A 23,059-nucleotide genomic window follows, 5' to 3' on the forward strand; every position below is an offset into this window, starting at 1 on the left:
TCCGTTTTATTGTTTCTCTAGAAATCTACCATACTTTTTAGTGGTGGCATAATCCGATACAAAATTTTCATTTTCAAAAATAGTTTTTCCGCCAACCATAACTCGGGAAACGGTTCCGTGATTTCTATTCACAAGTCGGTCGTAATTATTAAATTCTTCAATCTGTCCTGTTTCTACAGTTTCTGTAATGGCATCAAATTTATTAGGATCAATAATTACCAAATCGGCTATTTTACCTGGTTTTAGGTGTCCACAATCTAAACCAAACCAATCGGCTTGCTCTTTTGTTAATCGCCAGATACATTTTTCCATGGACATAATTGGCTTGCCAGCATCTATAGATTCTTGGACGACTTTTATCATTTTCAACGGAAAATTATAGAAGGCCATATTGTTTAAGTGGGCTCCAGCATCCGAGAAGCTAATTAAATTATGTTTATGATTATACAAACCATCATATTTTTCAACGCGATCATTGGCAATGGTGGTTGTCCATCTAATCTTTTTATCATATTGAATTATAGTGTCCAAAAAGAAATCTACGGGATGCTGCTGGTGTTCTTCAGCAAGATCATAAAAATTTTTACCAATCATGCTCGAATCTGGACAATCAATAATCAAGGTTTTGCTTAAATCTTTATGCCAAACTTTGGGCGCAAATTTTTTCTTTATTTCCTTTTTAAAGGCCGCTCTAAATTCAGGATCTCTAATCAAGTCGTTTCTTTCGTCTAAATTTTTGGCTAGGTGCCTCATGGCTTCACCACTAGGAAACTCTTCAAACATCACAGAGTCTACACCATCGTAATAAACCGTAAATGGGCAAGGCGGCGATTGCATTCTAAAGTTTGCATTGGCTATGGTATTAATAGCTTTACTTGCTGTTGAAATTAATGGATAAATATAGCGGTCGCCAATTAAATCCATCATGGCAATCATGGTTGTTTTAAGTGGTTTTCTAAAGACTCCTGAACTGGCCAACATATAATTAATGGCATTAATTCTGGTGACTAGATTTGGCGCGCCTTGTAAAATGGCATCGCGTTTTCGCAGTAATTCAATCAGGTTTTTTCGTTCTTTCCATGACGAGTAAAATGATGGTGTTTTATGCGACCAATACCGATCGCCATCCATTTTATCCCATGGATTATCCATAGTGGACAACCCTATAAAACCCGCATCCAAAGCCTCATTCAGCATGTGGAGCATGTGGTCTTGTTCCTCTATTGTAGCGGTTTCATTATCTTGTAAAGAACGTTCAATACCCATGGCATGCATGCGTAAATCTGAATGCCCTACAAAGGAAGCCACATTAATGCCTAAGGGTAATTTGGAAATATAGGCTTTCCACTCCTTGGCATTGGTCCACGTTTTTTCTTTTTGAAGTAAGGGCAACATAATATCTCTTGGAATGGCTTCAACTCTGGTAAAGGAGTCCGAAATATCTTCAGGCGAATTGTAAATAGCACTCACCGAACAACTCCCCAAAATAATGGACGTAACACCATGTCTAGCCGATTCTTTAAGTCCTGGAGAAGCAATTAATTCTGCATCATAATGCGTATGCGAATCTACAAAACCGGGAACCACCCATTTTCCTTTGGCATCAATTATGTGCGCTTCTTCATCTGCTTCAATGATTCCTATGTTACCGATTTCACCATTTTCAAGAATTAAAATATCTTGAATTTTTGCTTTTTCATTTTGACAACCAGAGAACAATAAGCCGTTTTTAATAAGTGTTCTATTTTTCATAGTAATTGAGGACGTAGTTGTAATTGTATTTGATTTTCAACAGCGATGAAAGAGCTTAAAGTCCAATCATCAGTTGACGTTACTTCAAAGCTAACAATTTTATATGAGAAATTTTAAAGGATAGAAATGGAAAGATCGCCACATTCATCATCATTATTGGAACAATTTAATAGTGTGGTACTCAAAATAATTAAAACCAGTAACTTTTTCATGTCGCATTATTTATTGTGTTGATGGGAAAAACCTTAAAAGGTTACACTTATAGGTTTGATTGCAGAGATCTAAAAAATATTAATATTCGTCTGATATCTTCAAAAGTTTCAATTTTATGCTTTACTATATTCCAAAATATCTCCTGGCTGACAATCCAAGGCTTCGCAAATAGCTTCCAAGGTGCTAAATCTAATGGCCTTGGCTTTTCCTGTTTTAAGAATAGATAAATTGGCTAGGGTCAATCCTACTTTTTCTGAAAGTTCGTTTAATGACATTTTCCGTTTGGCCATCATCACGTCTAAATTTACAGTTATAGCCATAGCTTATACAGTTAAGTCGTTTTCGGTTTGTAATGCAACTCCTTTTGAAAAAATAGTTGCAATAATATAGATAACAGCTGCCATTAAGATAAAAGCTTGACCGTCTGTCCAAAACTCGTTTAACATATCAGTTTGATATCCATAATGTTGCAAGTTTTTAGCAGATTGTCGTGCTATAAAACTTAATAATCCTATGGAGAATGTGTAATAACTTATTTGCGCAATCTGCTTTGAAACAAAGCTGTTGAATGGTTTTACTAAATCAATTTTGGTTACCAATACTATAACGAGATAAAATAGATAAGCTTTAAGAATAGCGATAAATAAAATAAAACTATACATGCTGTAAAAAGCCCATTGACTGCTTTCATACAGATCGCTTAAGTCCAACTTTTGATATAAGTTTTGGACAAAATCTGGATTGAATATATTGAAAAAGAAATTGACAAGAAGGCCTCCTGCTTCAATGCATAAGCCAACGAAGATGATCCAAGAAACAATTTTTAGACCTTTAAATACGAGGTTGTTTGTATGTGACATAATTTGAGTGAATTAAATTATGTTACAAATATCAATAAAAATTTATTGAAAAACAATAAATATAGATTGTTATTTAGTAAATGTTAGTTATTTTAGATTTAGCTCTATCCGTGTATCGTTTCCGATTTCCCATAACTTTGAATCACCTCTGCTTCAAAATCAATCAATTCTTTCCAGCGTTTATCAACGTCTACATCTTGGCCGTATTTTCTAGCAAATCCAATAAAGGTGGTATAATGTCCAGCTTCACTTATCATTAAGTCATGATAAAATTTAGAGAGTTCTGGATCTTTAATTTTTTGAGATAAAAGTTTAAAGCGTTCACAGCTTCTAGCTTCAATCATGGCAGAGAACAAAAGTCTATCTACCATACTTTGAACTCTGTTGCCTCCTTTATTCATAAATTTATAAAGCTCATTTACATAACTGTCTTTGCGTTCGCGACCTAGTTTGTAACCTCGTTTTTTTATAATTTCATGAACCATTTCAAAATGTTCCAACTCTTCTTTTGCTAAAGCAAGCAGGTCGGTTACTAAATCTTCATGTTCCGAATTCAACGTAATTATGGTAATGGCATTTGTAGCCGCTTTCTGCTCGCACCATGCGTGATCGGTTAATATTTCTTCAATATTAGATTCTACAATGTCTACCCAACGAGGATCTGTTGCTAATTTTAAACCAAGCATATTTGTAATTTTGAGTAAAGATAGGCAATCTTTCTAGCTAGTAACCTCATATATTTTAAGTTATTTTTAAGACAAGAAACCGTATCTTTACTTTTTAAAAACTTGCAAAACGTCACTATGCCATCAGACTGTATTCCGTTTATAGACACCAATTATTTTTCAACTTTAATTTGCAATTATTTAGATGAAAAAGAGCAGCTAAAACCGTTCTATAATAGGTTCCCAAACCTTGAGAATTTTAAATCTCAAATTGATGAAAAGAGAGTGTCTTTTCAAGAACAATCTAGAACGACTTTGGTCTCAAGTTTAAAGAAACATTATCAAAATGTAGATGTTTCAACGCAAACAAAAAAAAATATTGAGGCATTAAAAGATGGGAATACGTTTACCATTACAACAGGTCATCAGCTAAATTTATTTACGGGACCTTTGTATTTTTTCTATAAAATAATTTCTACCATCAATCTGTGTAAAGAATTAAAACAGGCATATCCAAAACAAAATTTTGTACCTATTTATTGGATGGCAACGGAAGATCATGATTTTGAAGAAATTAATTATTTCAATTTTGAGGGTAAAAAAATCCGATGGAACAGAAATGCTTCAGGAGCAGTTGGAGAATTAGATTTAGAAGGTCTAGAACAGATTTCAGAATTATTTGGGTCTCATTTAAATACTAGTAAAAATGCAAACGAATTAAAGAAGTTATTCAAATATGCATATACAAAACAAAATAATCTAACAGAAGCTACCAAATATATGGTAAACGAATTATTTTCTGAAACAGGATTGGTTATTTTAGATGGAAATGATAGAGAATTAAAGAGATTATTCAGTCCTTATGTTAAAGATGAATTGCTTAATCAAACATCCTTTAAAAAAGTTTCAGAGACAAACCAACAAATAAACAACTTACCGGAAAACTACAAAATTCAAGTCAACCCAAGAGAAATTAATTTATTCTATATAACAAAAAATCTAAGAGAGCGTATTGTTTTTGAAGATGACAAATATAAAGTCCTAAATACAGAAATCGTATGGGATTTGAGTGAGATAACAAAAGTGCTCTTAGAGCACCCGGAACGTTTTAGTCCGAATGTGATATTAAGACCTTTATATCAGGAGGTGGTATTACCTAACCTCTGTTATATTGGTGGAGGAGGAGAATTGGCTTATTGGTTTCAGTTAAAATCTAATTTTGAAGCACAGCAAGTACCTTTTCCTATGTTATTGCTTCGGAATTCGGCTTTAATCGTTTCAAAGAAGCAACAAGATAAACTTGAAAAGTTAGAACTTACCATTTCAGATTTATTTCTAAATCAAACTGATTTAATTGAAAAAGTTACCAGAAAATATTCAGAAGTGGATATCGATTTTTCGAACCAGAAAGCGTTCTTAAAAAAACAGTTTGAAGATTTATACGAACTAGCTAAAAAAACAGACAAATCTTTCTTAGGAGCTGTTTCAGCGCAAGAAGTCAAACAGATTAAAGGCCTTGAAAATCTTGAAAAAAGATTATTAAAAGCTCAAAAAAGGAAATTAAAGGAGATTTTAGATCGTGTGGTCATACTTCAAAACGAGTTATTTCCAAATCAAAGTCTTCAAGAACGTCAGGCCAACTTTTCTGAGTTTTATTTAGAATATGGAGACCAATTTATTCAGCAGTTAATGTTAAATTTGCAACCTTTAAAAGGAGAGTTTTTAATATTAAATTTAGAGTAAACCCATGCACAAAATAGATCTGGACCTTATAGAAATGACCTTGGATGTCATGAAATATGCCATAGGTAGAATTTCTGCAACCGAACATACTATTGGCAAACCAAAAAAATACGAAGAACTTAAAGAATTAGTTGGTGAAACAGTTACCGAAAAAGGCGTTGGAGGCGAGTATGCCTTTAATCTTTGGAAAGAACATTTATCGAAAGCCAATGTGCCTGTAGATCATCCTAGAAATTTAGCTTTTGTACCTGCATCTCCAACACGTGCTGCTATTATGTTCGATTTAGTAACCTCTGCATCAAGTATCCATGGGGCTTATTGGATGGAAGGAGCAGGTGGAATTTTCTGTGAAAACGAAGCCATGAAGTGGATAGTCTCCTTAACAGGAATGCCAGAAGGCGCCTTTGGTGTGTTTACAAGTGGTGGTACGGCAGCCAATTTATCTGCTATAGTTACTGCCAGAGAACATTGGAGAGAAGACGATACCTATCTGAGAGAAAAAGGGTTAATTATTACGTCTATTGGAGCGCATTCATCAATAAAAGCGATGGCGAAAGTGGCAGATGTAGATATCTTATTGGTTGATTCTGAAGAGAAATTAACAGGAACTGCACTTCGAGAAACAATAGATAATCTAAACTTTCACCAACGGAAACGCCTCTTTGCCGTTGTGGCAACAGGAGGAACCACCAATGCAGGAATAATAGACGATTTAGAAGATATTGCTGAAATTTGCGAGAAGGAAAATATCTGGTTTCATGTAGATGCTGCTTATGGTGGTGGTGCTTTGGCAGCCGATTCTGTTAGACATTTATTTAACGGTATTGAAAGAGCTGATAGTATAACCATCGATCCACATAAGTGGATGTTTTCACCATACGATTGTGGAGCTGTTCTCTATAAAAATCCAGAATTAGCTAAAAATGCTCACTCGCAACAAGGATCGTATCTAGATATTTTTAAAGATGAAGGAGCACATGGTTTTAATCCAACCGATTATCAAATCCAATTAACGCGTCGTGTTCGTGGCTTGCCCTTATGGTTTTCACTAGCAACACATGGTACAGATAGATATAAGCAATCTGTAGAAAGAGGTATTGAATTGGCTCAGATTGCTGGTAAAATGATTGAAGAAAACCCTAATGTGGAATTGGTTAGAGAACCAAGTTTGTCTTGTGTGCTTTACAGAAGAATTGGATGGCAACCAGAAGATTACACACATTGGACCTACGAAAATCATAAAAAAGGCTTTGCCTTAGTAACACCAACCAAATGGAAAAATGGCGATACATTTGAAACTGTTTCACGTTTTTGCTTTATCAATCCTGATACCACAGAAGAGGATATCAGAATGATATTAGAGTCTATGAATTAATTTCAAAAATAGCTTTACGAAACTAATAATTAACAAATCAATTACTATTTTTGCACATGCAACACAACAACATACTAATATTAGATTTCGGCTCGCAATACACACAGCTTATTGCACGTCGCGTAAGAGAACTCAACATTTACTGTGAGATTCATCCCTTCAACAAAATTCCAAACAATGTAGAAGATTATAAAGCAGTCATTCTTTCTGGAAGCCCTTTTTCAGTTAGAGGCGAAAATGCCTTACATCCTGATTTATCAAAAATTAGAGGTAAAAAACCTTTGTTGGCCGTTTGTTATGGTGCACAATACCTGGCACACTTTTCAGGAGGCGAAGTAGCGCCTTCAAATACCAGAGAATATGGACGTGCTAATTTATCATTCATAAAACCTGACGAATCGTTTTTCAATAATATAAATGAAGGAAGTCAAGTTTGGATGAGCCATAGCGATACAATCAAACATCTTCCAGCCAATGGCGTTTTATTAGCAAGTACACACGATGTTCAAAATGCAGCTTATAAAATTGAAAATGAAGAAACTTATGCCATTCAATTTCATCCAGAAGTTTACCATTCAACAGATGGAAAACAACTATTGGAGAATTTTTTAGTTCATATTGCAAAAGTAGAACAAGACTGGACACCACAATCTTTTGTAGAAGAAACGGTTGAGGAGTTACAGCAAAAATTAGGAAACGATAAAGTGGTTTTAGGTCTCTCTGGAGGAGTTGATTCTTCGGTAGCAGCCATGTTATTACACAAAGCCATTGGTGAGAACCTGTATTGTATTTTTGTAAATAATGGTTTATTAAGAAAAAATGAATTCCACGATGTCTTAGAACAATACAAGGGCATGGGACTTAATGTAAAAGGAGTGGATGCTTCGGCACGCTTTTTGGATGCACTAGCAGGACTAAGCGATCCAGAAGAAAAACGTAAAGCCATTGGTCGCGTGTTCATAGAAGTTTTTGATGATGAGGCTCATGAAATTTCAGATGTTAAATGGTTAGCTCAAGGGACTATTTATCCAGATGTGATAGAAAGTGTTTCAGCAACTGGAGGTCCTAGTGCTACAATTAAAAGTCATCATAATGTTGGTGGTTTGCCAGATTTTATGAAACTTAAAATTGTAGAACCTCTAAAAGCGTTGTTTAAAGACGAAGTGCGTCGTGTTGGAGCTTCTATGGATATGGACGCGGCCTTGTTAGGTCGTCATCCGTTTCCTGGTCCAGGATTGGCTATTAGAATTTTAGGCGATATTACTGCCGAAAAAGTGCGTATTTTACAAGAGGTAGATGCTGTTTTTATCAATGGCTTGAAAGAATGGAATTTATACAACAAAGTTTGGCAAGCTGGAGCTATTCTCTTACCAGTTAACAGTGTAGGAGTCATGGGAGATGAACGTACGTATGAAAAATGTGTCGCTTTAAGAGCAGTAGAAAGTACAGATGGAATGACAGCAGATTGGGTAAATTTACCCTATGAGTTTTTACAAAAAACATCGAACGATATAATAAATAAAGTAAAAGGCGTTAATAGAGTAGTGTACGATATTAGTTCTAAACCACCTGCTACAATTGAGTGGGAATAGTTTTATAGTTTCGTTACTTAGAGTTATAAGATATAAGAAGCGTGTCCATATTTTTTAACTCTTAACTTAAAGGTTTTAAAGCCTTACTGGATAGCAAGAATAGACAGGCCTAATGCCAATTTAGACCATATAATTAATAGTATGAAGAAAATAATTTATATTCTAACTTTAGTTTTAATATTTGGTTGTGCTTCAACAAAAGCACAAAACTTTAAAACTCATAAAATACAACAAGGGGAAACCATTGAGAGTATTGCAGAATTATACCATGTTTCCATAAACGATATTTATGGGTTAAATCCAGATGCTAAGAAAGGTTTAAAACCAAATTCGGTATTAATTATTCCAAAATCTAAAGGTTATAATCCGGCACCTCAAGCTACCATAGAAAAAGAATTGATTGGTTTTAAAGAACATAAAGTAAAACGAAGAGAAACACTTTATAGCTTAGCAAAAAAGTTTGATCTTGAAGAAGCAGATATTAAAAAACACAATACCTTCCTTTATGCCAATAATTTAAGAAAAGGAGATGTGTTAAAAATTCCAGTGTATAAAAAAGTATTAATTGTATCAGAACCAGAATCAACTACAAAAAAATATACAGTTTTACCAAAAGAAGGTAAATGGCGTATTGCCTATAAATTTGGAATTACTACAGACGAATTAGTGGCATTAAACCCTGATATGAAAGAGGTCTTAAATGTTGGTGATCAGATAAATGTGCCAAATATTGATCTCAAAGAAGAAAACCCAATTGATGAAGCTTATTCGTATTATAAAGTATTACCAAAAGAAGGTTTTTATAGGCTAAAATTAAAGCTAAATGTAGAGCAAGAACAATTGGAGATTTTAAATCCAGGTCTAAAAGAATCTGGTTTAAAAGAAGGAATGGTTTTAAAAATTCCTTATAATGCTACTGTTGGTGAAAATGCCGATTCTACTGAAGAAGGCGTTGATTTAACAAATAATATAAAAAATTATACGAGTAAACATGTCGTTATCATGTTGCCTTTTCAGCTTAATAAAGTAGATGGAGATTCCATTCAAGACGCAAAAAGAGAGTTGAAAACTAATATCTATTTAAGCATGTCATTAGATTTTCATTCTGGAGCTTTAATGGCATTAGATTCGCTAAAAAAATTAGGAGTTAATTTAAAAGTAGATGTTTACGATACAAAAAATATGGTGAGTGAAGTCTCACATATTATAAAAACAAACTCTTTTAGTGATGTCAATGCGGTTATTGGACCATTTACACCAAATAATATTGAGAAAGCAGCTTCAGAATTAAAAGCTTATAACATTCCAGTAGTATCACCAATTACTAAAAATGTAACACTTTCTGAAAACGTATTTCAATCTCGACCATCAGAATCTTTGCTTTATGATAAAATGATAGATTTTGTTAAAAAGGATAGCACAATTACTAACGTGGTTATCATTTCAGACTCAAAACACACCAAAGTTAACGATAATTTAAAACGCACGTTTTTGTCTGCTTCACAAGTGTATTCTAGAAAAAATAAAAAAGGAGAAGATGCATTTTATATCTTAGATCAAGATATTGCTAGCCGTTTAAAACCAGGTAAAAACATGGTGTTTTTAGAATCCGATAATCCAGGATTTGTTTCTAATGTTACAAGTAAATTGAATTCTATGAAAAATAAGGATACAAACATTATCTTGGCAACTACCAATATGAATGCTGCTTTTGAAGACGATGAGGTTTCAAATTATCACTTGTCTCATTTAGAATTTCACTTTCCTACCATATCAAAATCTTATAACGAAGACGACAACAATGCTTTTGTAAAGGCCTACGAAAAACGTTATGGGATTACACCAAATAAAATTGCAGTTCGTGGTTTCGATTTAACTATGGATGTGGTATTGCGTTTGGTGAGTTCTGAAGATTTGTATCTATCTGTAACAGAAGCACCACTTACAGAATATGTGGAGAACAAATTTGCCTATAAAAAGAAATTTTTAGGAGGTTATTATAACGATACAGTTTATCTGGTTAAATATCAGAATTTAAAAATTGTTGAAGTAGAATAAATCTTTTAAGTCGCATGTTTGATTAAATAACCTGAATCTAAATACACATACCATGTGGCAGAATAGGATCTTTGTTTTTATTTTTTTTTCTTGTAGTTTTTTCTGCTTTTCACAAATCGAAAAACCCACCATTCTATGGAATGATTCTATTAAATTATCTTGGAACGATTTTAAAGATCAGCCAGATTTAAATACAGATGTTGTAGCAATAACGGCTTCTGGTATGACTTTTCAATATTCTATAAAGAAAAGCAACAATCAAATTGTAGGTTTTACTTCTAAGGTTGTAACACTTTTTTATCCTGATAAATCTTGGTATAAACCAGAAAGAGCAACAGCTCACATTCTGTCTCATGAACAACTTCATTTTGATATTACAGAATTGTATGTAAGGAAATTTAGAAAACAAATTTCTCAAATAATCGTTTCTGAAAATTTAGCAGAAAATTTAGATTCGCTGCATCTTCAAATTCAAAAAGACTTGAAAAACAGACAGAATTTATACGATACTGAAACAGATTATTCTAGACATGTAGAAACACAAGCCAAATGGCAAGAACAAATAGGTATGGAACTATCTAATCTGTCTAATTTTAAATCTTCAAAATAATTGTGTTACAACCAGATAGAGATTTCCTGATTAAACTGGCACATACCAAAATGCCATATGGAAAATACAAAGATCGTTACTTGATAGATTTACCCGAATATTATGTGGTTTGGTATCATAACAAAGGCTTTCCCAAAGGAAAATTAGGGGAGATGTTGGAAACTGTTTACGAACTTAAATTGAATGGCTTAGAGGAACTGATAAGAAATATTAAACGACAATTCCCAAAATAAGTATGGTTTGAGGGGTTTAATTTTGAAGAGGATAACCTTCATATTAAAATGACGAATAAATTACACCAAACAATACCTTTATACTCTTTTAATTTTGTAAATTTGCAGGCGTTTAACAACGCAACATGACAACTACAACAAAATACATATTTGTAACAGGAGGTGTAACGTCTTCCTTAGGAAAAGGAATCATTGCAGCTTCACTTGCAAAGCTACTCCAAGCACAAGGTTACAGGACAACCATTCAAAAATTAGATCCTTATATCAATGTCGATCCAGGGACCTTAAATCCGTATGAGCATGGCGAATGTTATGTTACAGATGATGGTGCAGAAACCGATTTGGATTTAGGACATTACGAACGTTTTTTAAACGTGCCTACTAGCCAAGCAAATAACGTGACTACTGGACGTATTTACCAAAGTGTTATTCAAAAAGAACGTCGAGGTGAATTTTTAGGAAAAACCGTTCAGGTTATTCCACACATCACAGACGAAATCAAAGAACGTGTTCAAATTCTTGGGAAATCTGGAGATTTCGATATTGTCATTACCGAAATTGGAGGAACCGTTGGGGACATTGAATCCTTACCTTATGTAGAAGCTGTACGACAGTTAAAATGGGATTTAGGAGATAATAATGCCATTGTCATTCATCTAACATTAGTCCCTTATTTATCTGCAGCAGGAGAACTTAAAACAAAGCCAACGCAACATAGCGTTAAAACACTTATGGAGTCTGGTGTTATGGCAGACATTTTAGTGTGCAGAACAGAACACGAATTACCAGAAGAATTAAGAAGCAAACTGGCAAAGTTTTGCAATGTGCGCGAGGAAGCCGTAATTCAATCTATCGATGCGTCAACCATTTACGATGTACCAAACTTAATGCTTGAACAAGGTTTAGATAAAGTAGTTTTAAAGAAATTAGCTTTAGAAAGTCACACCCCTGATTTAACCAATTGGAACAAATTTTTACAACGTCATAAAAATCCAACAACCGAAATTACTATTGGTTTAATTGGAAAATATGTCGAATTACAAGATTCGTATAAATCGATATTAGAAGCATTTATTCATGCAGGAGCAGAAAATGAAGTTAAAGTAAATATTGAACCTATCCATTCAGAATATTTAAACGAAGATAATATTAAAGCCAAACTAGCACATTTAAATGGTGTTTTAGTTGCTCCAGGTTTCGGAGAAAGAGGCGTTGAAGGGAAAATTGAAGCGGTTAAATATGTTCGTGAAAACAACATGCCATTTTTAGGAATTTGTCTGGGTATGCAAATGGCAGTTATTGAATTTGCTAGAAACGTTTTAAATCTTAAAGATGCTAATTCCACAGAAATGGATGAAAAAACACCAAACCCAGTGATCGCTTTAATGGACGAACAAAAAAACGTGACAGATAAAGGTGGAACAATGAGACTTGGTGCTTGGGCATGCGATTTAAAAATGGACTCTTTAGCTCAAAAAATTTATAAAGCCAATAATATTCTTGAAAGACATAGACACCGTTTTGAATTTAATAACGATTATAAAGATCAAATTCAAGCTGCAGGAATGAAAGCTTCTGGACTTAATCCAGATACTGGTTTGGTAGAAATTATTGAAATTCCAGAACACCCTTGGTTTGTTGGAGTGCAATATCATCCAGAATATAAAAGCACCGTAGCTAACCCACACCCTTTATTTGTGGCTTTTATTAAAGCTGCTTTAAAACATAAAAAAAGTAATACAAGTGTCAGTATGGCACAAAAATAAACTTGGATTAATTTTTGACTTATTCAAAGTCTTTTAGAATAATAAATAGAAAGAATCAATTAACCACCAAAGTCCTCTTTAATTAAAAGAAAGAGACATGATTACTTATGGAAGAAAAGAAAATTGACATAAATTCAATTATTGGATTTGTACTTATTTTTGGAATACTCGTGTACATGATGTACACCAATAAACCAACAGAAGAAGAAGTAGCTGCTGAAGCACAAGCCAAACAAGAACAGATAGAAGCAGAGAAAAAAGCAACAGAAAAAGAGAATACAAAGGTTACAACTGCCGAAGATTTTACTGCAGCAACCCATACAGATTCCTTACAATTAGTTGCTTTAAATAATAAACTAGGTGCGTTTGCATATTCCTCAACGCTTCCTTCGGCTACCCATAACGAAACCAGTGTTGAAACAGATGTGTTAGCACTTAAATTTAGCAATAAAGGTGGGTATTTAACCGAAATCAAGCTGAAACAATTTGTCGATTTCGATTCAGTTCCAATTTATTTAGTTAGAAATGGTAATATAGATTTTAATATTAATTTTGGTACAACAGATAGCCGAATTTTAAATACTAAAGACCTTTATTTTCAGCCAACAGTAACTAAAAATGGTGAGAATACAGTAGTTTCTATGAAACTTAAAGTATCACCAGAGAAATATTTAGAATACCGTTATGAGTTGAAACCAAACGATTATATGGTAGACTTTACCATCAAATCTCAAGGGTTAAATAATGTTATTAATAGTTCACAAGAAGTGAATCTAGATTGGACTTTAGACACTTATCGTCACGATCAAAGTATTACTTACGAAAACCGTTATACACGTTTAACCTATCAATATGATGGTGGAAAAATTGATAAACTCTCTCAAGCAGGTGAAGATGATGAAACTGTTGAAGACCTTAAATGGTTGTCTTATAGACAGCATTTCTTTAGTTCAATTTTAGTATCTAAAGAACCCTTAAAAGAAGTCAAAATTACATCTAAAGATTTAGTTGCTAACGAAGATATCGATACAGTTTTTACAAAGCAATTTTACACCAAGTTTCCATTAACGATTGAAGCTGGTGAAATCAATCAGCCTTTAAAATTCTATTTTGGACCAACAGATAGTAAAATATTAAAAAAATACGACGATAATTTAGAAGAGAGCATCCCTTTTGGTTGGGGAATTTTCGGGTGGATTAATAAAGCTTTATTTATTCCTTTATTTGGGTTTTTAAGTGGTTTCTTACCTTACGGAATTGCTATTATTGTCATGACCATTCTTATTAAATTACTAATGTCGTTTGTACAATACAAGCAATTCTTATCTCAAGCTAAACTAAAGGTTTTAAAACCTGAATTAGACGCGATAAAAGAAAAGTATAAAGACAATAAAATGAAAGCGCAACAGGAAACCATGGCGCTTCAAAATAAAGCAGGAGCAAGTCCGTTAAGTGGTTGTTTGCCTGGACTTATCCAATTACCAGTCTTCTATGCTTTATTTATGTTTTTCCCTACTGCTTTCGATTTAAGACAGAAAAGTTTCCTGTGGGCAGACGATTTATCATCTTATGATGCTGTGGCATACTTACCGTTTAAAATTCCATTTTATGGAGACCACGTGAGTTTGTTTCCAATCTTGGCAGCTATTGCTATTTTCTTCTATATGAAAATGACAACTGGACAACAAATGGCATCGCAACCAACACAAGAAGGGATGCCAGATATGGCTAAGATGATGAAGTATATGATTTATTTATCCCCTTTAATGATGTTGTTTTTCTTTAATAACTACGCATCAGGATTAAGTTTATATTACTTTATTTCAAATCTGATTAGTATTGGAATTATGTTGGTGATTAAGAATTATATTTTGGATGAGGATAAAATTCATGCGCAAATTCAGGTTAATAAAAAGAAACCTAAAAAGCAGAATAAATTCCAAAAGAAAATGGCAGATATGATGGAGCAGGCAGAGCAACAAAAACAAGCGCAGCAAAAGCGTAAAAAATAATTAAAAGCTGCCATCTTTGGCAGCTTTTTTGTTTTATAACAATATATCAATTTTATCGTTTTAATATCAAACCGTATCTTTAATAAGTATGAAAAACTTTATAGTCACTTTATTTTTAGTCATGCCAATCTTAATCACGGCACAAACTATCAATCAGTTGGATGAAAATGGGAAACGCCATGGCATTTGGAAAAAGAATTTCGATAACACGAATATTATTCGTTATCAGGGTGAGTTTAATCATGGAAAAGAAATTGGTCTTTTTGAGTTTTATAAAAACATCAATAAGACTGCTGTTTTAACTGCAACCAAACAATTTAATGAACATGATAATAAAGCTAAAGTCACCTTCTTTGCTTCAAATGGGAAAGTGATTAGTACAGGCTTGATGGATGGAAAAAACCATATTGGAGAATGGATCTATTATCATAAAGATTCCAAACAAGTCATGACTGTAGAACATTATAACAATCAAGGACAATTAGAAGGCGAAAGCTTGGTGTATTATAACAGTGGTCAATTGGCAGAAAAAAGAATCTACAAAGCCAATGTAATTAATGGGAAAGCCATATGGTTTAATGAATCTGGAAAGAAACTAAAGGAGTATAATTACCTAAATGGAGAACTACATGGGGAAGCTAAATTTTATAATGCAGCCGGTACTATTGAAATAGAAGGCCAGTATAAAAATGATAGAAAAGATGGTGTTTGGAAATATTATAAGGATGGAGAATTAACAGAAGAAAAAGATTTTACGCGTTACTCTAAAAATCCATATTTAAAGAAGGACTAATTTTTATAAATGTATTAAAAATATAAAAGCTCCTTATAAAATAAGGAGCTTCACTTTTTTAGGTATATCGCAAGTTGAGTAAGCTATTAATCAATCGAAGTAGGGATTCTACCTAAACATAAGTTTAGTAAAAATAAAGATAATATTTGTAAAAATCAATGGTTAGTAGTGATTTAAGATGAATTTAACGATAACAGATTAGATGTTAATAAGTTAAATACTACAATATGAATTAAAGATTTGCTTGAGACAATAAATTTAGTCGAAATCCATATCTTTGCAAACTGATATTATGAAGAAAAAACGTGTGATAGTTGGACTTTCTGGAGGAGTAGATTCCAGCGTAGCTGCATACCTGTTAAAAGAACAAGGGTATGAGGTGATTGGCTTATTTATGAAAAATTGGCATGACGATTCAGTGACTATTTCTAACGAATGTCCTTGGTTAGATGATAGTAATGATGCCATGTTGGTTGCAGATAAATTAGGCATCCCTTTTCAAACAGTTGACTTAAGTGAGCAATACAAAGAACGTATTGTAGATTACATGTTTCATGAATATGAAAAAGGGCGTACACCAAATCCAGATGTCCTTTGTAATAGGGAAATCAAGTTCGATGTTTTTATGAAAATAGCATTAGAACTTGGAGCTGATTATGTGGCTACAGGGCATTATTGTAGAAAAAACACCATAGAGAAAGATGGTAAGCAAATCCATCAACTTTTAGCTGGAGCAGATAATAATAAGGATCAATCTTATTTTTTATGTCAGTTATCTCAAGACCAATTAGCAAAAGCTTTATTTCCAATAGGCGAATTACAAAAACCTGAGGTAAGAGAGATTGCAGCGCAACAAGGCTTGATTACGGCCGAAAAGAAAGATTCGCAAGGTTTGTGTTTTATTGGAAAAGTTAGATTGCCAGAATTTCTTCAACAACAACTAAAACCAAAAGAAGGTGTCATTGTAGAAATCCCTGAAAGCTATCCAGAATTTCATAAGACAGTTCCAGACTTTTCAAATAAAGAAACCGAATTAGCTTATTTCTCTAAAAAAGCGAGCTTTAATATTCAAGATGGTAATATTGTTGGAAAACACCAAGGAGCACATTATTTCACAAAAGGTCAACGAAAAGGCTTGGCTGTTGGTGGAACTGTCGAACCTTTATTTGTTATTGACACAGACGTTAATTCAAATGTTATTTACACAGGACAAGGGAATCAACATCCTGGATTGTTTAAAAAGGTCCTTTTTGTTTCAAATGAAGAGCTGCATTGGGTTCGCGAAGATTTAAAGCTTCATTTAGACGAAACAATGGATGTTATGGCAAGAATCCGTTACAGACAAGCTCTACAAAAAGCAACACTTTATAAAGTTGATTCAGGGCTGTATGTGGAATTTCAGGAGTCGCAATCTGCTATCACCGAAGGACAATTTGTTGCTTGGTATCTGAAAGATGAATTAGTTGGTTCAGGAGTAATTTCATAAATTGCATGAGTAAACATTCGACTCATGATCTCAAGACTACTTATCCTATTTTTGTTTTTTTTTCAACTTCATATATTTGCTCAAGAAGATGCATGGATTTATCTAGCAGATAAAGAAGATGTTGCAGCATCAATTGCCAATCCAATTTTCATTTTAACACAAAAAGCTATAGATAGAAAATTAGCACATGGAGTAGCTATCGATGCACGTGATGTGCCAGTAAACGAAACCTATATTTCGCAATTAAAGACACAAACAGGTATTACAGTTTTGGCAAAATCTAAATGGTTTAATGCCGTTCATGTTCGAGGTAGTGAAACTGATATCAATAATTTATCTGGTTTAGCTTATGTAGATCAAATTGTATTTGCAGATAATAATTTAAATGCTAGAGGAGTTGTTCCCAAAAATAAATTCAATTTAGAAGCAGCAAAAACAACATTTAATTATGGCTTAGCTGCCAATCAAATTGAAATGATTCAGGGCGATGCTTTGCATCTGGATAATAAATCTGGAAAAGGAATTACCATTGCAGTTATCGATGCTGGTTTTCCTAATGTAAATACTATGGGAGGTTTTCAACGATTAAGAGATAGTCTACGCATATTAGGAGGCTATGATTTTTATGATAGAAATCCCAATGTGTATGCCAACACGTCTAGTTCTCATGGCACACTCGTTCTAAGTACTATGGCAGGATATATAGAAAACCAGTATGTTGGTACAGCACCAGATGCTTCATATTATTTATTTAGAACCGAAAATGCACCAGACGAAAACCCTGTTGAAGAAAGTCTCTGGGTGGAAGCTGCAGAACGTGCCGATAGTTTAGGTGTTGATATTATCAATTCGTCTTTAGGCTATAAAACCTACGACAACCCAAATTATACACATACGGATGCAGATTTAGACGGACTCACCACTTACATTAGTAAAGGGGCTAATATTGCTTTTGAAAAAGGAATGTTAGTCGTAAATTCTGCTGGAAATGCGGGAGCTAGTGGATTAAATGCACCAGCTGATGCTGCAGGAGTTTTTACCATTGGAGCAGTAGATTCAAATGGTAATTATGCCAGTTTTAGCTCTCAGGGAAGTAGCTTTCAACCTACACAAAAACCAGATGTAGCCACCCAAGGCCAAGCAAGTTATGTTATTAGATCCAGTAATAATATTGGAACTGCAAATGGGACTTCTTTTAGTGCGCCAATTATGGCTGGAGCTTTAGCGTGTTTGTGGCAAGCTTTACCAGATTTAACCAATGCAGAAATTATGCAGCTGGTAAGAGAAACAGCTTCACAATATCATTCACCTGATTATTATTTAGGGTATGGCATTCCTAATTTGGCTATGGCATTAAATTATGGCTTAAGTATTCAAGAAGTTCAACCATCACCAAATCAAATAAAAGTCTTTCCCAACCCTGTAACTAATAAGATGCATATTTCTTTAGCTGCAACAGACATCCAAACTCAAGTGGTTTTATATAATATTTTAGGCAAAAAAGTGCTTGAAACCAACTTGTATCAATCAGCAACAATCGATGTGTCTGATTTAGCTAAAGGTGTTTATTTATTAAATATAAAAACAGAAAATAGTACCATAACTAAAAAGCTTATCAAAAAATAATGCAAAATAAAATCACACAACTTTTCAATATAAAACACCCAATCATCCAAGCAGGTATGATCTGGAATTCTGGATGGCGTTTAGCTTCAGCAGCAAGTAATGCCGGAGCTTTAGGATTAATAGGCGCTGGGTCTATGTATCCTGAAGTTTTAAGAGAGCACATTCAAAAATGTAAAAAAGCTACTGATAAACCGTTTGGAGTAAACGTACCCATGTTGTATCCAAACATTCAAGAAATCATGGATATAATCGTTGAAGAAGGTGTCAAGATTGTTTTTACATCTGCAGGTAACCCAAAAACCTGGACCACTTGGTTACAGGACAAAGGCATAACGGTTGTTCATGTGGTAAGTAGCGTCAAGTTTGCCTTAAAAGCTCAAGAAGCTGGTGTAAATGCTGTGGTTGCTGAAGGTTTTGAAGCAGGAGGACATAACGGACGAGACGAAACAACCACATTGACCTTAATTCCTATGGTAAAAGAACAATTACAAATTCCGTTAATTGCAGCTGGAGGAATTGCTACAGGAAAAGCCATGTTGGCAGCCATGGTGTTAGGAGCAGATGGTGTTCAAGTTGGAAGTAGATTTGTGGCTAGCGAAGAAAGTTCGGCACATCAAGATTTTAAGCAGGTGGTTGTTGATGTTAAAGAAGGCGATACCCAATTAACTTTAAAAGAATTGGCACCAGTAAGATTGGTGAAAAATAAATTCTTTAACGACATTCAGGAATTGTATAAAACTGCTCCAACACCAGAACAACTAAAAGACTTGTTAGGTCGTGCACGTGCAAAACGAGGGATGTTTGAAGGCGATTTAGACGATGGCGAACTGGAAATAGGACAAATAGCAGGCTTAATACACGACATCAAACCAGCTGCTCAAATTGTGGCAGACATGATGCTGGAATTTGAGAAAGCTAAGGAGAATATTACTAAACTTTAAATAAGTTAGTTACTTTTCAACAAATTATCAATAAAAACTTGATACAACCTACTAGAACCATTATCTGCTTTGTTTAATTCTTTATGAAGCTCTACTGTAGTTAAAGGATTGTCTTGTAGTACATTGGTATTGTCTCGTTTACTAGTAAAATATAAGGTGTTTGTTTTGGTATCTACAAAAGGGCAGTAATCCATTTTGTCTGAGTTAATAGTATCACCTAAATTTTTAGCAATTGTCCAGCCTTCTTCTGTTAAAAAACTAATATATAAATCGCCAGACCCTAAACCATCCTTTCTATTATAACTTCCAAAAAGCAAATAGGATTCGTCTGGAGCAATAAATGCATTGTATTCATAACCCTCAGAGTTTATAGCAGATGGTAGTTTTTTAGGAGTTTGGTAGCTGTTATTTTTATACTCACTAACATAAATGTCGTCTTTAGTTTTTAAATCTGTGTCATCACGTGTAAAATAGAAATTACCATTCGCTGCAATAGATGGGAAGAATTCTCCATGCTCTGTGTTTATAGGACTTCCTAAGTTTATTGGTTCAGACCAGGTATCAGAAAGAGTCTGTCGTTCCACGAACCAAATATCAAAATCTTTAGCTTTTAAATCTGATCTGTCTAAAGCTCTAGAAGACACAAAATAAAGTTTTAAACCATCATGAGAATAAAAAGGTTCCAAATCAAAAAATTGCCCTGAAAAAGAGACAACCTTAGGTTTGGACCACATGTTATTAATTTTTTTTGATGAAACAATTGCAGATAGATTTCCCATAACACTTTGCGCTGTAAACATTATTTCAGTGCCGTCTGGCGACAAAGCAAAATCTCTAACATTTGGAAAATCGTTAGTAATATCGGGTAAATATAGTTTAGGAGTTTCTTGAGAAAAACCTAAAATAATATAAAACATGAACAAAATGAAGATGTTGAATTTCATATAAATATTTTGAAACAAGATACTGCAGGAATTTTATTTTACATCTTAAAACCTTGTTAATCTAACATAAAAATACAACCTTAGTTAGTTTAACAAAAACCTAAATACTACTTTTGCCAAATGGTATTAAGCAACTACACCAAAGAATTTAAATATAATTGGAAGCTCTCGGCTCCAGTCATGTTAGGCATGCTTGGCCATACTTTTGTACAATTTATTGACAACATTATGGTTGGGCAATTGGGTACAGCAGAATTGGCAGCAGTCTCTTTAGGTAATAGTTTTATGTTTATTGCCATGTCTTTAGGGATTGGTTTTTCAACAGCTATCACACCTTTAGTGGCAGAAGCAGATGCAGCTAAAAACTTTTCAAATGGCAAATCGGCATTTAAACATGGTTTATTTTTATGTTCGGTTTTAGGGATTACATTATTTATAATTTTAATGTTTGCCAAACCTCTTATGTATTTAATGAAACAACCTATTGAGGTTGTTGAATTAGCCATACCATATTTAGATTTAGTAGCAGTTTCATTAATTCCATTAATTATTTTTCAAGCATTCAAACAGTTTAGTGATGGATTGTCTATGACAAGATATCCTATGTATGCTACTATTTTAGCAAATGTGATTAATGTTATTCTTAATTATCTACTCATTTTTGGAAAGTTCGGATTTCCAGAACTAGGGATTGTAGGTGCTGCTTATGGAACTTTAGCATCACGTATTGTTATGGTAATTTATATCTGGTGGTTGCTAAAAGGAAAAGAAAAATCTAAAGCCTATGTAACAAATATCAAGTTCTTCACTTTAAACAATGTAATGCTAAAAAAATTGATGAATTTAGGGTCGCCAAGTGCCATGCAAATGTTTTTTGAAGTGGCCATATTTACGGCAGCTATTTGGTTAAGTGGATTATTGGGTAAAAATCCACAGGCAGCAAATCAAATTGCTTTAAACCTATCGTCTATGACTTTTATGGTTGCTATGGGATTAAGTGTGACATCCATGATTCGAGTTGGAAACCAAAAAGGATTAAAAAATTACTTTGAATTGAGAAGAATTGCTTTCTCCATCTTTTTATTAGGATTTATCTTTGCTGTTTTTTTCGGACTGATATTTTTTATATTTCATCAACACTTACCAAAAATTTATGTCGATTTCAACGATTTAGATAATCTAGCAGACAACACAGAAGTTGTTAGCATTGCATCTAAACTATTAATTGCAGCTGCATTTTTTCAAATCAGTGATAGTATTCAAGTGGTTATGTTAGGTGCTTTAAGAGGTTTGCAAGATGTTAAAATACCAACAATCATAACCTTTATCTCTTATTGGGTTATTGGTTTTCCTATAAGCTTTTTCCTAGGAAAAGAGGAGACCTATGGTAGTTTTGGAATTTGGCTGGGACTCTTAGCAGGCCTAACAACAGCCGCTATTTTATTGTATATTCGATTTAATTATCTAACAAAAAAGTTAATTTTGTCTAACAACTAACAACTAACAACTAACAACTAACAACTAACAACTAACAATATGGATTTTCCTAAATTTTTACTTGGCGATAATACCGATTACCCGACAGCTATTTTTGTCATACATACAGAATTCCCTAGATTTATAATCAACCTGGAGAATGATGAGGTGGAATGGCTTGAAGATTTCGATCAACACGACCAAAAAGAACTAGAGATTGAGGCTGAAGGATTGATCCAACAGGCAAACGATTTTTATGATAGAGAAATTTCACGTTACGAAGATTAAAAAACGTAAGGACTATAGGCACTTTTATTATGTTAGAACAATTATTACAATTAGATACAGAACTTTTTTTATACCTTAATAATTTAGGAAGCACCACTTGGGATGCTTTTTGGATGTTTTATACCACAAAATTTTACTGGATTCCATTCTACGCTATTTTATTGTTTTTAATATTTAAACAACATACACCAAGAATGTTTTTAATAATCTTAGTGGTTATAGTTCTCATGGTCACTTTTACAGATCAAATCACCAATTTATTTAAAGATGGGTTTGAACGTTTAAGACCTTGCCATCAAGAGGGTGTAAAAGAGTTTATGAGAATAGTTAAAAAGGGTTGTGGCGGCCAATTTGGTTATTTCTCTGGCCATGCTTCAAATTCCATGGCTGTAGCTGTTTTTGCAGGCTTATTATTAAATCAGAAATACAAGTATCTTATTTTTATATTGCTGTTTTGGTCTGCTTTAATGGGGTACAGTAGAATATATATTGGGGTTCATTACCCATTAGATGTTTTATGTGGCTTTGCTTTTGGAGCTTTTTCTGGGTTTATATTTTATAAATTAAGTCAGTTTTTAAAACACAAATATAAACTTTATACAGTTGTTTGATGTGGTTGTAGTGGC

At 33.6% G+C, this 23,059-nt stretch carries 20 protein-coding genes; 15 read left to right on the forward strand and 5 right to left on the reverse strand.

Features of this window, described 5'->3' with window-relative positions; genetic code table 11:
• Positions 1–6 precede the first annotated feature (6 nt).
• From ACI5KZ_RS02190 to ACI5KZ_RS02205, 4 genes are all read right to left on the reverse strand, one after another.
• A complete protein-coding gene (locus tag ACI5KZ_RS02190; RefSeq protein ID WP_406846740.1) occupies positions 7–1,752 on the reverse strand; it encodes an amidohydrolase family protein in 1,746 nt (581 codons plus the stop codon).
• A gap of 326 nt (positions 1,753–2,078) precedes the next feature.
• Positions 2,079–2,285, reverse strand: coding sequence for a helix-turn-helix transcriptional regulator (locus ACI5KZ_RS02195; protein WP_109307885.1), 207 nt, complete (start codon positions 2,283–2,285; stop codon positions 2,079–2,081).
• 3 nt (positions 2,286–2,288) lie between these two features.
• Entirely contained in the window at positions 2,289–2,825 is a 537-nt protein-coding gene (locus ACI5KZ_RS02200; protein WP_406846741.1) for a DUF2975 domain-containing protein, read from the reverse strand.
• Positions 2,826–2,929: 104 nt separating this feature from the next.
• Positions 2,930–3,511 carry a tRNA-(ms[2]io[6]A)-hydroxylase gene (locus tag ACI5KZ_RS02205; protein ID WP_406846742.1) on the reverse strand — a complete coding sequence of 194 codons (582 nt, stop codon included), beginning with the start codon at positions 3,509–3,511 and terminating at the stop codon, positions 2,930–2,932.
• Positions 3,512–3,628: 117 nt separating this feature from the next.
• On the opposite strand from ACI5KZ_RS02205, the gene bshC reads away from it, so the two are divergent.
• The 12 genes from bshC to ACI5KZ_RS02265 all read left to right on the forward strand — a co-directional run bounded on the left by bshC (position 3,629) and on the right by ACI5KZ_RS02265 (position 19,725).
• Positions 3,629–5,233, forward strand: coding sequence for a bacillithiol biosynthesis cysteine-adding enzyme BshC (gene bshC / locus ACI5KZ_RS02210; protein ID WP_406846743.1), 1,605 nt, complete (start codon positions 3,629–3,631; stop codon positions 5,231–5,233).
• Between the two features lie 4 nt (positions 5,234–5,237).
• Positions 5,238–6,608, forward strand: coding sequence for an aminotransferase class V-fold PLP-dependent enzyme (locus tag ACI5KZ_RS02215; RefSeq protein WP_109307889.1), 1,371 nt, complete (start codon positions 5,238–5,240; stop codon positions 6,606–6,608).
• A gap of 56 nt (positions 6,609–6,664) precedes the next feature.
• A complete protein-coding gene (gene guaA / locus ACI5KZ_RS02220; protein ID WP_406846744.1) occupies positions 6,665–8,200 on the forward strand; it encodes a glutamine-hydrolyzing GMP synthase in 1,536 nt (511 codons plus the stop codon).
• Positions 8,201–8,341: 141 nt separating this feature from the next.
• Complete coding sequence (locus ACI5KZ_RS02225; protein WP_406846745.1) at positions 8,342–10,258, forward strand: LysM peptidoglycan-binding domain-containing protein; 1,917 nt, start codon at positions 8,342–8,344, stop codon at positions 10,256–10,258.
• A gap of 52 nt (positions 10,259–10,310) precedes the next feature.
• Positions 10,311–10,868 (forward strand): hypothetical protein, encoded by a 558-nt coding sequence (locus ACI5KZ_RS02230; protein ID WP_406846746.1) that lies wholly within the window; start codon positions 10,311–10,313, stop codon positions 10,866–10,868.
• A 2-nt stretch (positions 10,869–10,870) separates the two neighbouring features.
• A complete protein-coding gene (locus ACI5KZ_RS02235) occupies positions 10,871–11,101 on the forward strand; it encodes a DUF3820 family protein (RefSeq protein ID WP_406846747.1) in 231 nt (76 codons plus the stop codon).
• Between the two features lie 125 nt (positions 11,102–11,226).
• Positions 11,227–12,867 carry a CTP synthase gene (locus ACI5KZ_RS02240; protein WP_109307894.1) on the forward strand — a complete coding sequence of 547 codons (1,641 nt, stop codon included), beginning with the start codon at positions 11,227–11,229 and terminating at the stop codon, positions 12,865–12,867.
• A 107-nt stretch (positions 12,868–12,974) separates the two neighbouring features.
• On the forward strand, positions 12,975–14,879 hold the full coding sequence (gene yidC / locus ACI5KZ_RS02245; RefSeq protein ID WP_406846748.1) for a membrane protein insertase YidC: 1,905 nt from the start codon (positions 12,975–12,977) through the stop codon (positions 14,877–14,879).
• A gap of 88 nt (positions 14,880–14,967) precedes the next feature.
• On the forward strand, positions 14,968–15,672 hold the full coding sequence (locus ACI5KZ_RS02250) for a toxin-antitoxin system YwqK family antitoxin (RefSeq protein WP_406846749.1): 705 nt from the start codon (positions 14,968–14,970) through the stop codon (positions 15,670–15,672).
• 292 nt (positions 15,673–15,964) lie between these two features.
• The gene (gene mnmA, locus ACI5KZ_RS02255) at positions 15,965–17,158 is read left to right on the forward strand and encodes a tRNA 2-thiouridine(34) synthase MnmA (RefSeq protein WP_406846750.1); all 1,194 of its coding nucleotides are present in this window, start codon (positions 15,965–15,967) and stop codon (positions 17,156–17,158) included.
• 24 nt (positions 17,159–17,182) lie between these two features.
• Positions 17,183–18,784 carry a S8 family serine peptidase gene (locus tag ACI5KZ_RS02260; protein ID WP_406846751.1) on the forward strand — a complete coding sequence of 534 codons (1,602 nt, stop codon included), beginning with the start codon at positions 17,183–17,185 and terminating at the stop codon, positions 18,782–18,784.
• Positions 18,784–19,725, forward strand: a complete 942-nt coding sequence (locus ACI5KZ_RS02265; RefSeq protein ID WP_109307899.1) for a nitronate monooxygenase family protein — start codon at positions 18,784–18,786, stop codon at positions 19,723–19,725. The genes ACI5KZ_RS02260 and ACI5KZ_RS02265 overlap by 1 nt, the downstream gene beginning before the upstream one ends.
• Positions 19,726–19,730: 5 nt before the next feature.
• Here ACI5KZ_RS02265 and ACI5KZ_RS02270 read toward each other — a convergent pair whose 3' ends face one another.
• A complete protein-coding gene (locus tag ACI5KZ_RS02270; RefSeq protein WP_406846752.1) occupies positions 19,731–20,669 on the reverse strand; it encodes a TolB family protein in 939 nt (312 codons plus the stop codon).
• 120 nt (positions 20,670–20,789) lie between these two features.
• Between ACI5KZ_RS02270 and ACI5KZ_RS02275 the strand changes: the two genes are divergently transcribed.
• The 3 genes from ACI5KZ_RS02275 to ACI5KZ_RS02285 are packed head-to-tail and all read left to right on the forward strand — an operon-like array spanning position 20,790 to position 23,044.
• Entirely contained in the window at positions 20,790–22,166 is a 1,377-nt protein-coding gene (locus ACI5KZ_RS02275; protein ID WP_109307901.1) for an MATE family efflux transporter, read from the forward strand.
• A gap of 39 nt (positions 22,167–22,205) precedes the next feature.
• The gene (locus tag ACI5KZ_RS02280) at positions 22,206–22,433 is read left to right on the forward strand and encodes a hypothetical protein (RefSeq protein ID WP_109307902.1); all 228 of its coding nucleotides are present in this window, start codon (positions 22,206–22,208) and stop codon (positions 22,431–22,433) included.
• 29 nt (positions 22,434–22,462) lie between these two features.
• Positions 22,463–23,044 carry a phosphatase PAP2 family protein gene (locus ACI5KZ_RS02285; protein WP_109307903.1) on the forward strand — a complete coding sequence of 194 codons (582 nt, stop codon included), beginning with the start codon at positions 22,463–22,465 and terminating at the stop codon, positions 23,042–23,044.
• Positions 23,045–23,059 lie beyond the last annotated feature (15 nt).

This window comes from Xanthomarina sp. GH4-25 (genome assembly GCF_045363175.1).
Classification (GTDB): Bacteria; Bacteroidota; Bacteroidia; order Flavobacteriales; family Flavobacteriaceae; genus Xanthomarina.

Coding starts and splice junctions, on each gene's coding strand:
- ACI5KZ_RS02225 (WP_406846745.1), top strand. CDS start 8,342: ATGAAGAAAATAATTTATATTCTAACTTTAGTTTTAATATTTGGTTGT.
- ACI5KZ_RS02260 (WP_406846751.1), top strand. CDS start 17,183: ATGATCTCAAGACTACTTATCCTATTTTTGTTTTTTTTTCAACTTCAT.
- ACI5KZ_RS02285 (WP_109307903.1), top strand. CDS start 22,463: ATGTTAGAACAATTATTACAATTAGATACAGAACTTTTTTTATACCTT.
- bshC (WP_406846743.1), top strand. CDS start 3,629: ATGCCATCAGACTGTATTCCGTTTATAGACACCAATTATTTTTCAACT.
- ACI5KZ_RS02275 (WP_109307901.1), top strand. CDS start 20,790: ATGGTATTAAGCAACTACACCAAAGAATTTAAATATAATTGGAAGCTC.
- ACI5KZ_RS02265 (WP_109307899.1), top strand. CDS start 18,784: ATGCAAAATAAAATCACACAACTTTTCAATATAAAACACCCAATCATC.
- yidC (WP_406846748.1), top strand. CDS start 12,975: ATGGAAGAAAAGAAAATTGACATAAATTCAATTATTGGATTTGTACTT.
- ACI5KZ_RS02200 (WP_406846741.1), bottom strand. CDS start 2,825: ATGTCACATACAAACAACCTCGTATTTAAAGGTCTAAAAATTGTTTCT.
- guaA (WP_406846744.1), top strand. CDS start 6,665: ATGCAACACAACAACATACTAATATTAGATTTCGGCTCGCAATACACA.
- mnmA (WP_406846750.1), top strand. CDS start 15,965: ATGAAGAAAAAACGTGTGATAGTTGGACTTTCTGGAGGAGTAGATTCC.
- ACI5KZ_RS02250 (WP_406846749.1), top strand. CDS start 14,968: ATGAAAAACTTTATAGTCACTTTATTTTTAGTCATGCCAATCTTAATC.
- ACI5KZ_RS02190 (WP_406846740.1), bottom strand. CDS start 1,752: ATGAAAAATAGAACACTTATTAAAAACGGCTTATTGTTCTCTGGTTGT.
- ACI5KZ_RS02240 (WP_109307894.1), top strand. CDS start 11,227: ATGACAACTACAACAAAATACATATTTGTAACAGGAGGTGTAACGTCT.
- ACI5KZ_RS02280 (WP_109307902.1), top strand. CDS start 22,206: ATGGATTTTCCTAAATTTTTACTTGGCGATAATACCGATTACCCGACA.
- ACI5KZ_RS02230 (WP_406846746.1), top strand. CDS start 10,311: ATGTGGCAGAATAGGATCTTTGTTTTTATTTTTTTTTCTTGTAGTTTT.
- ACI5KZ_RS02195 (WP_109307885.1), bottom strand. CDS start 2,285: ATGGCTATAACTGTAAATTTAGACGTGATGATGGCCAAACGGAAAATG.
- ACI5KZ_RS02205 (WP_406846742.1), bottom strand. CDS start 3,511: ATGCTTGGTTTAAAATTAGCAACAGATCCTCGTTGGGTAGACATTGTA.
- ACI5KZ_RS02215 (WP_109307889.1), top strand. CDS start 5,238: ATGCACAAAATAGATCTGGACCTTATAGAAATGACCTTGGATGTCATG.
- ACI5KZ_RS02270 (WP_406846752.1), bottom strand. CDS start 20,669: ATGAAATTCAACATCTTCATTTTGTTCATGTTTTATATTATTTTAGGT.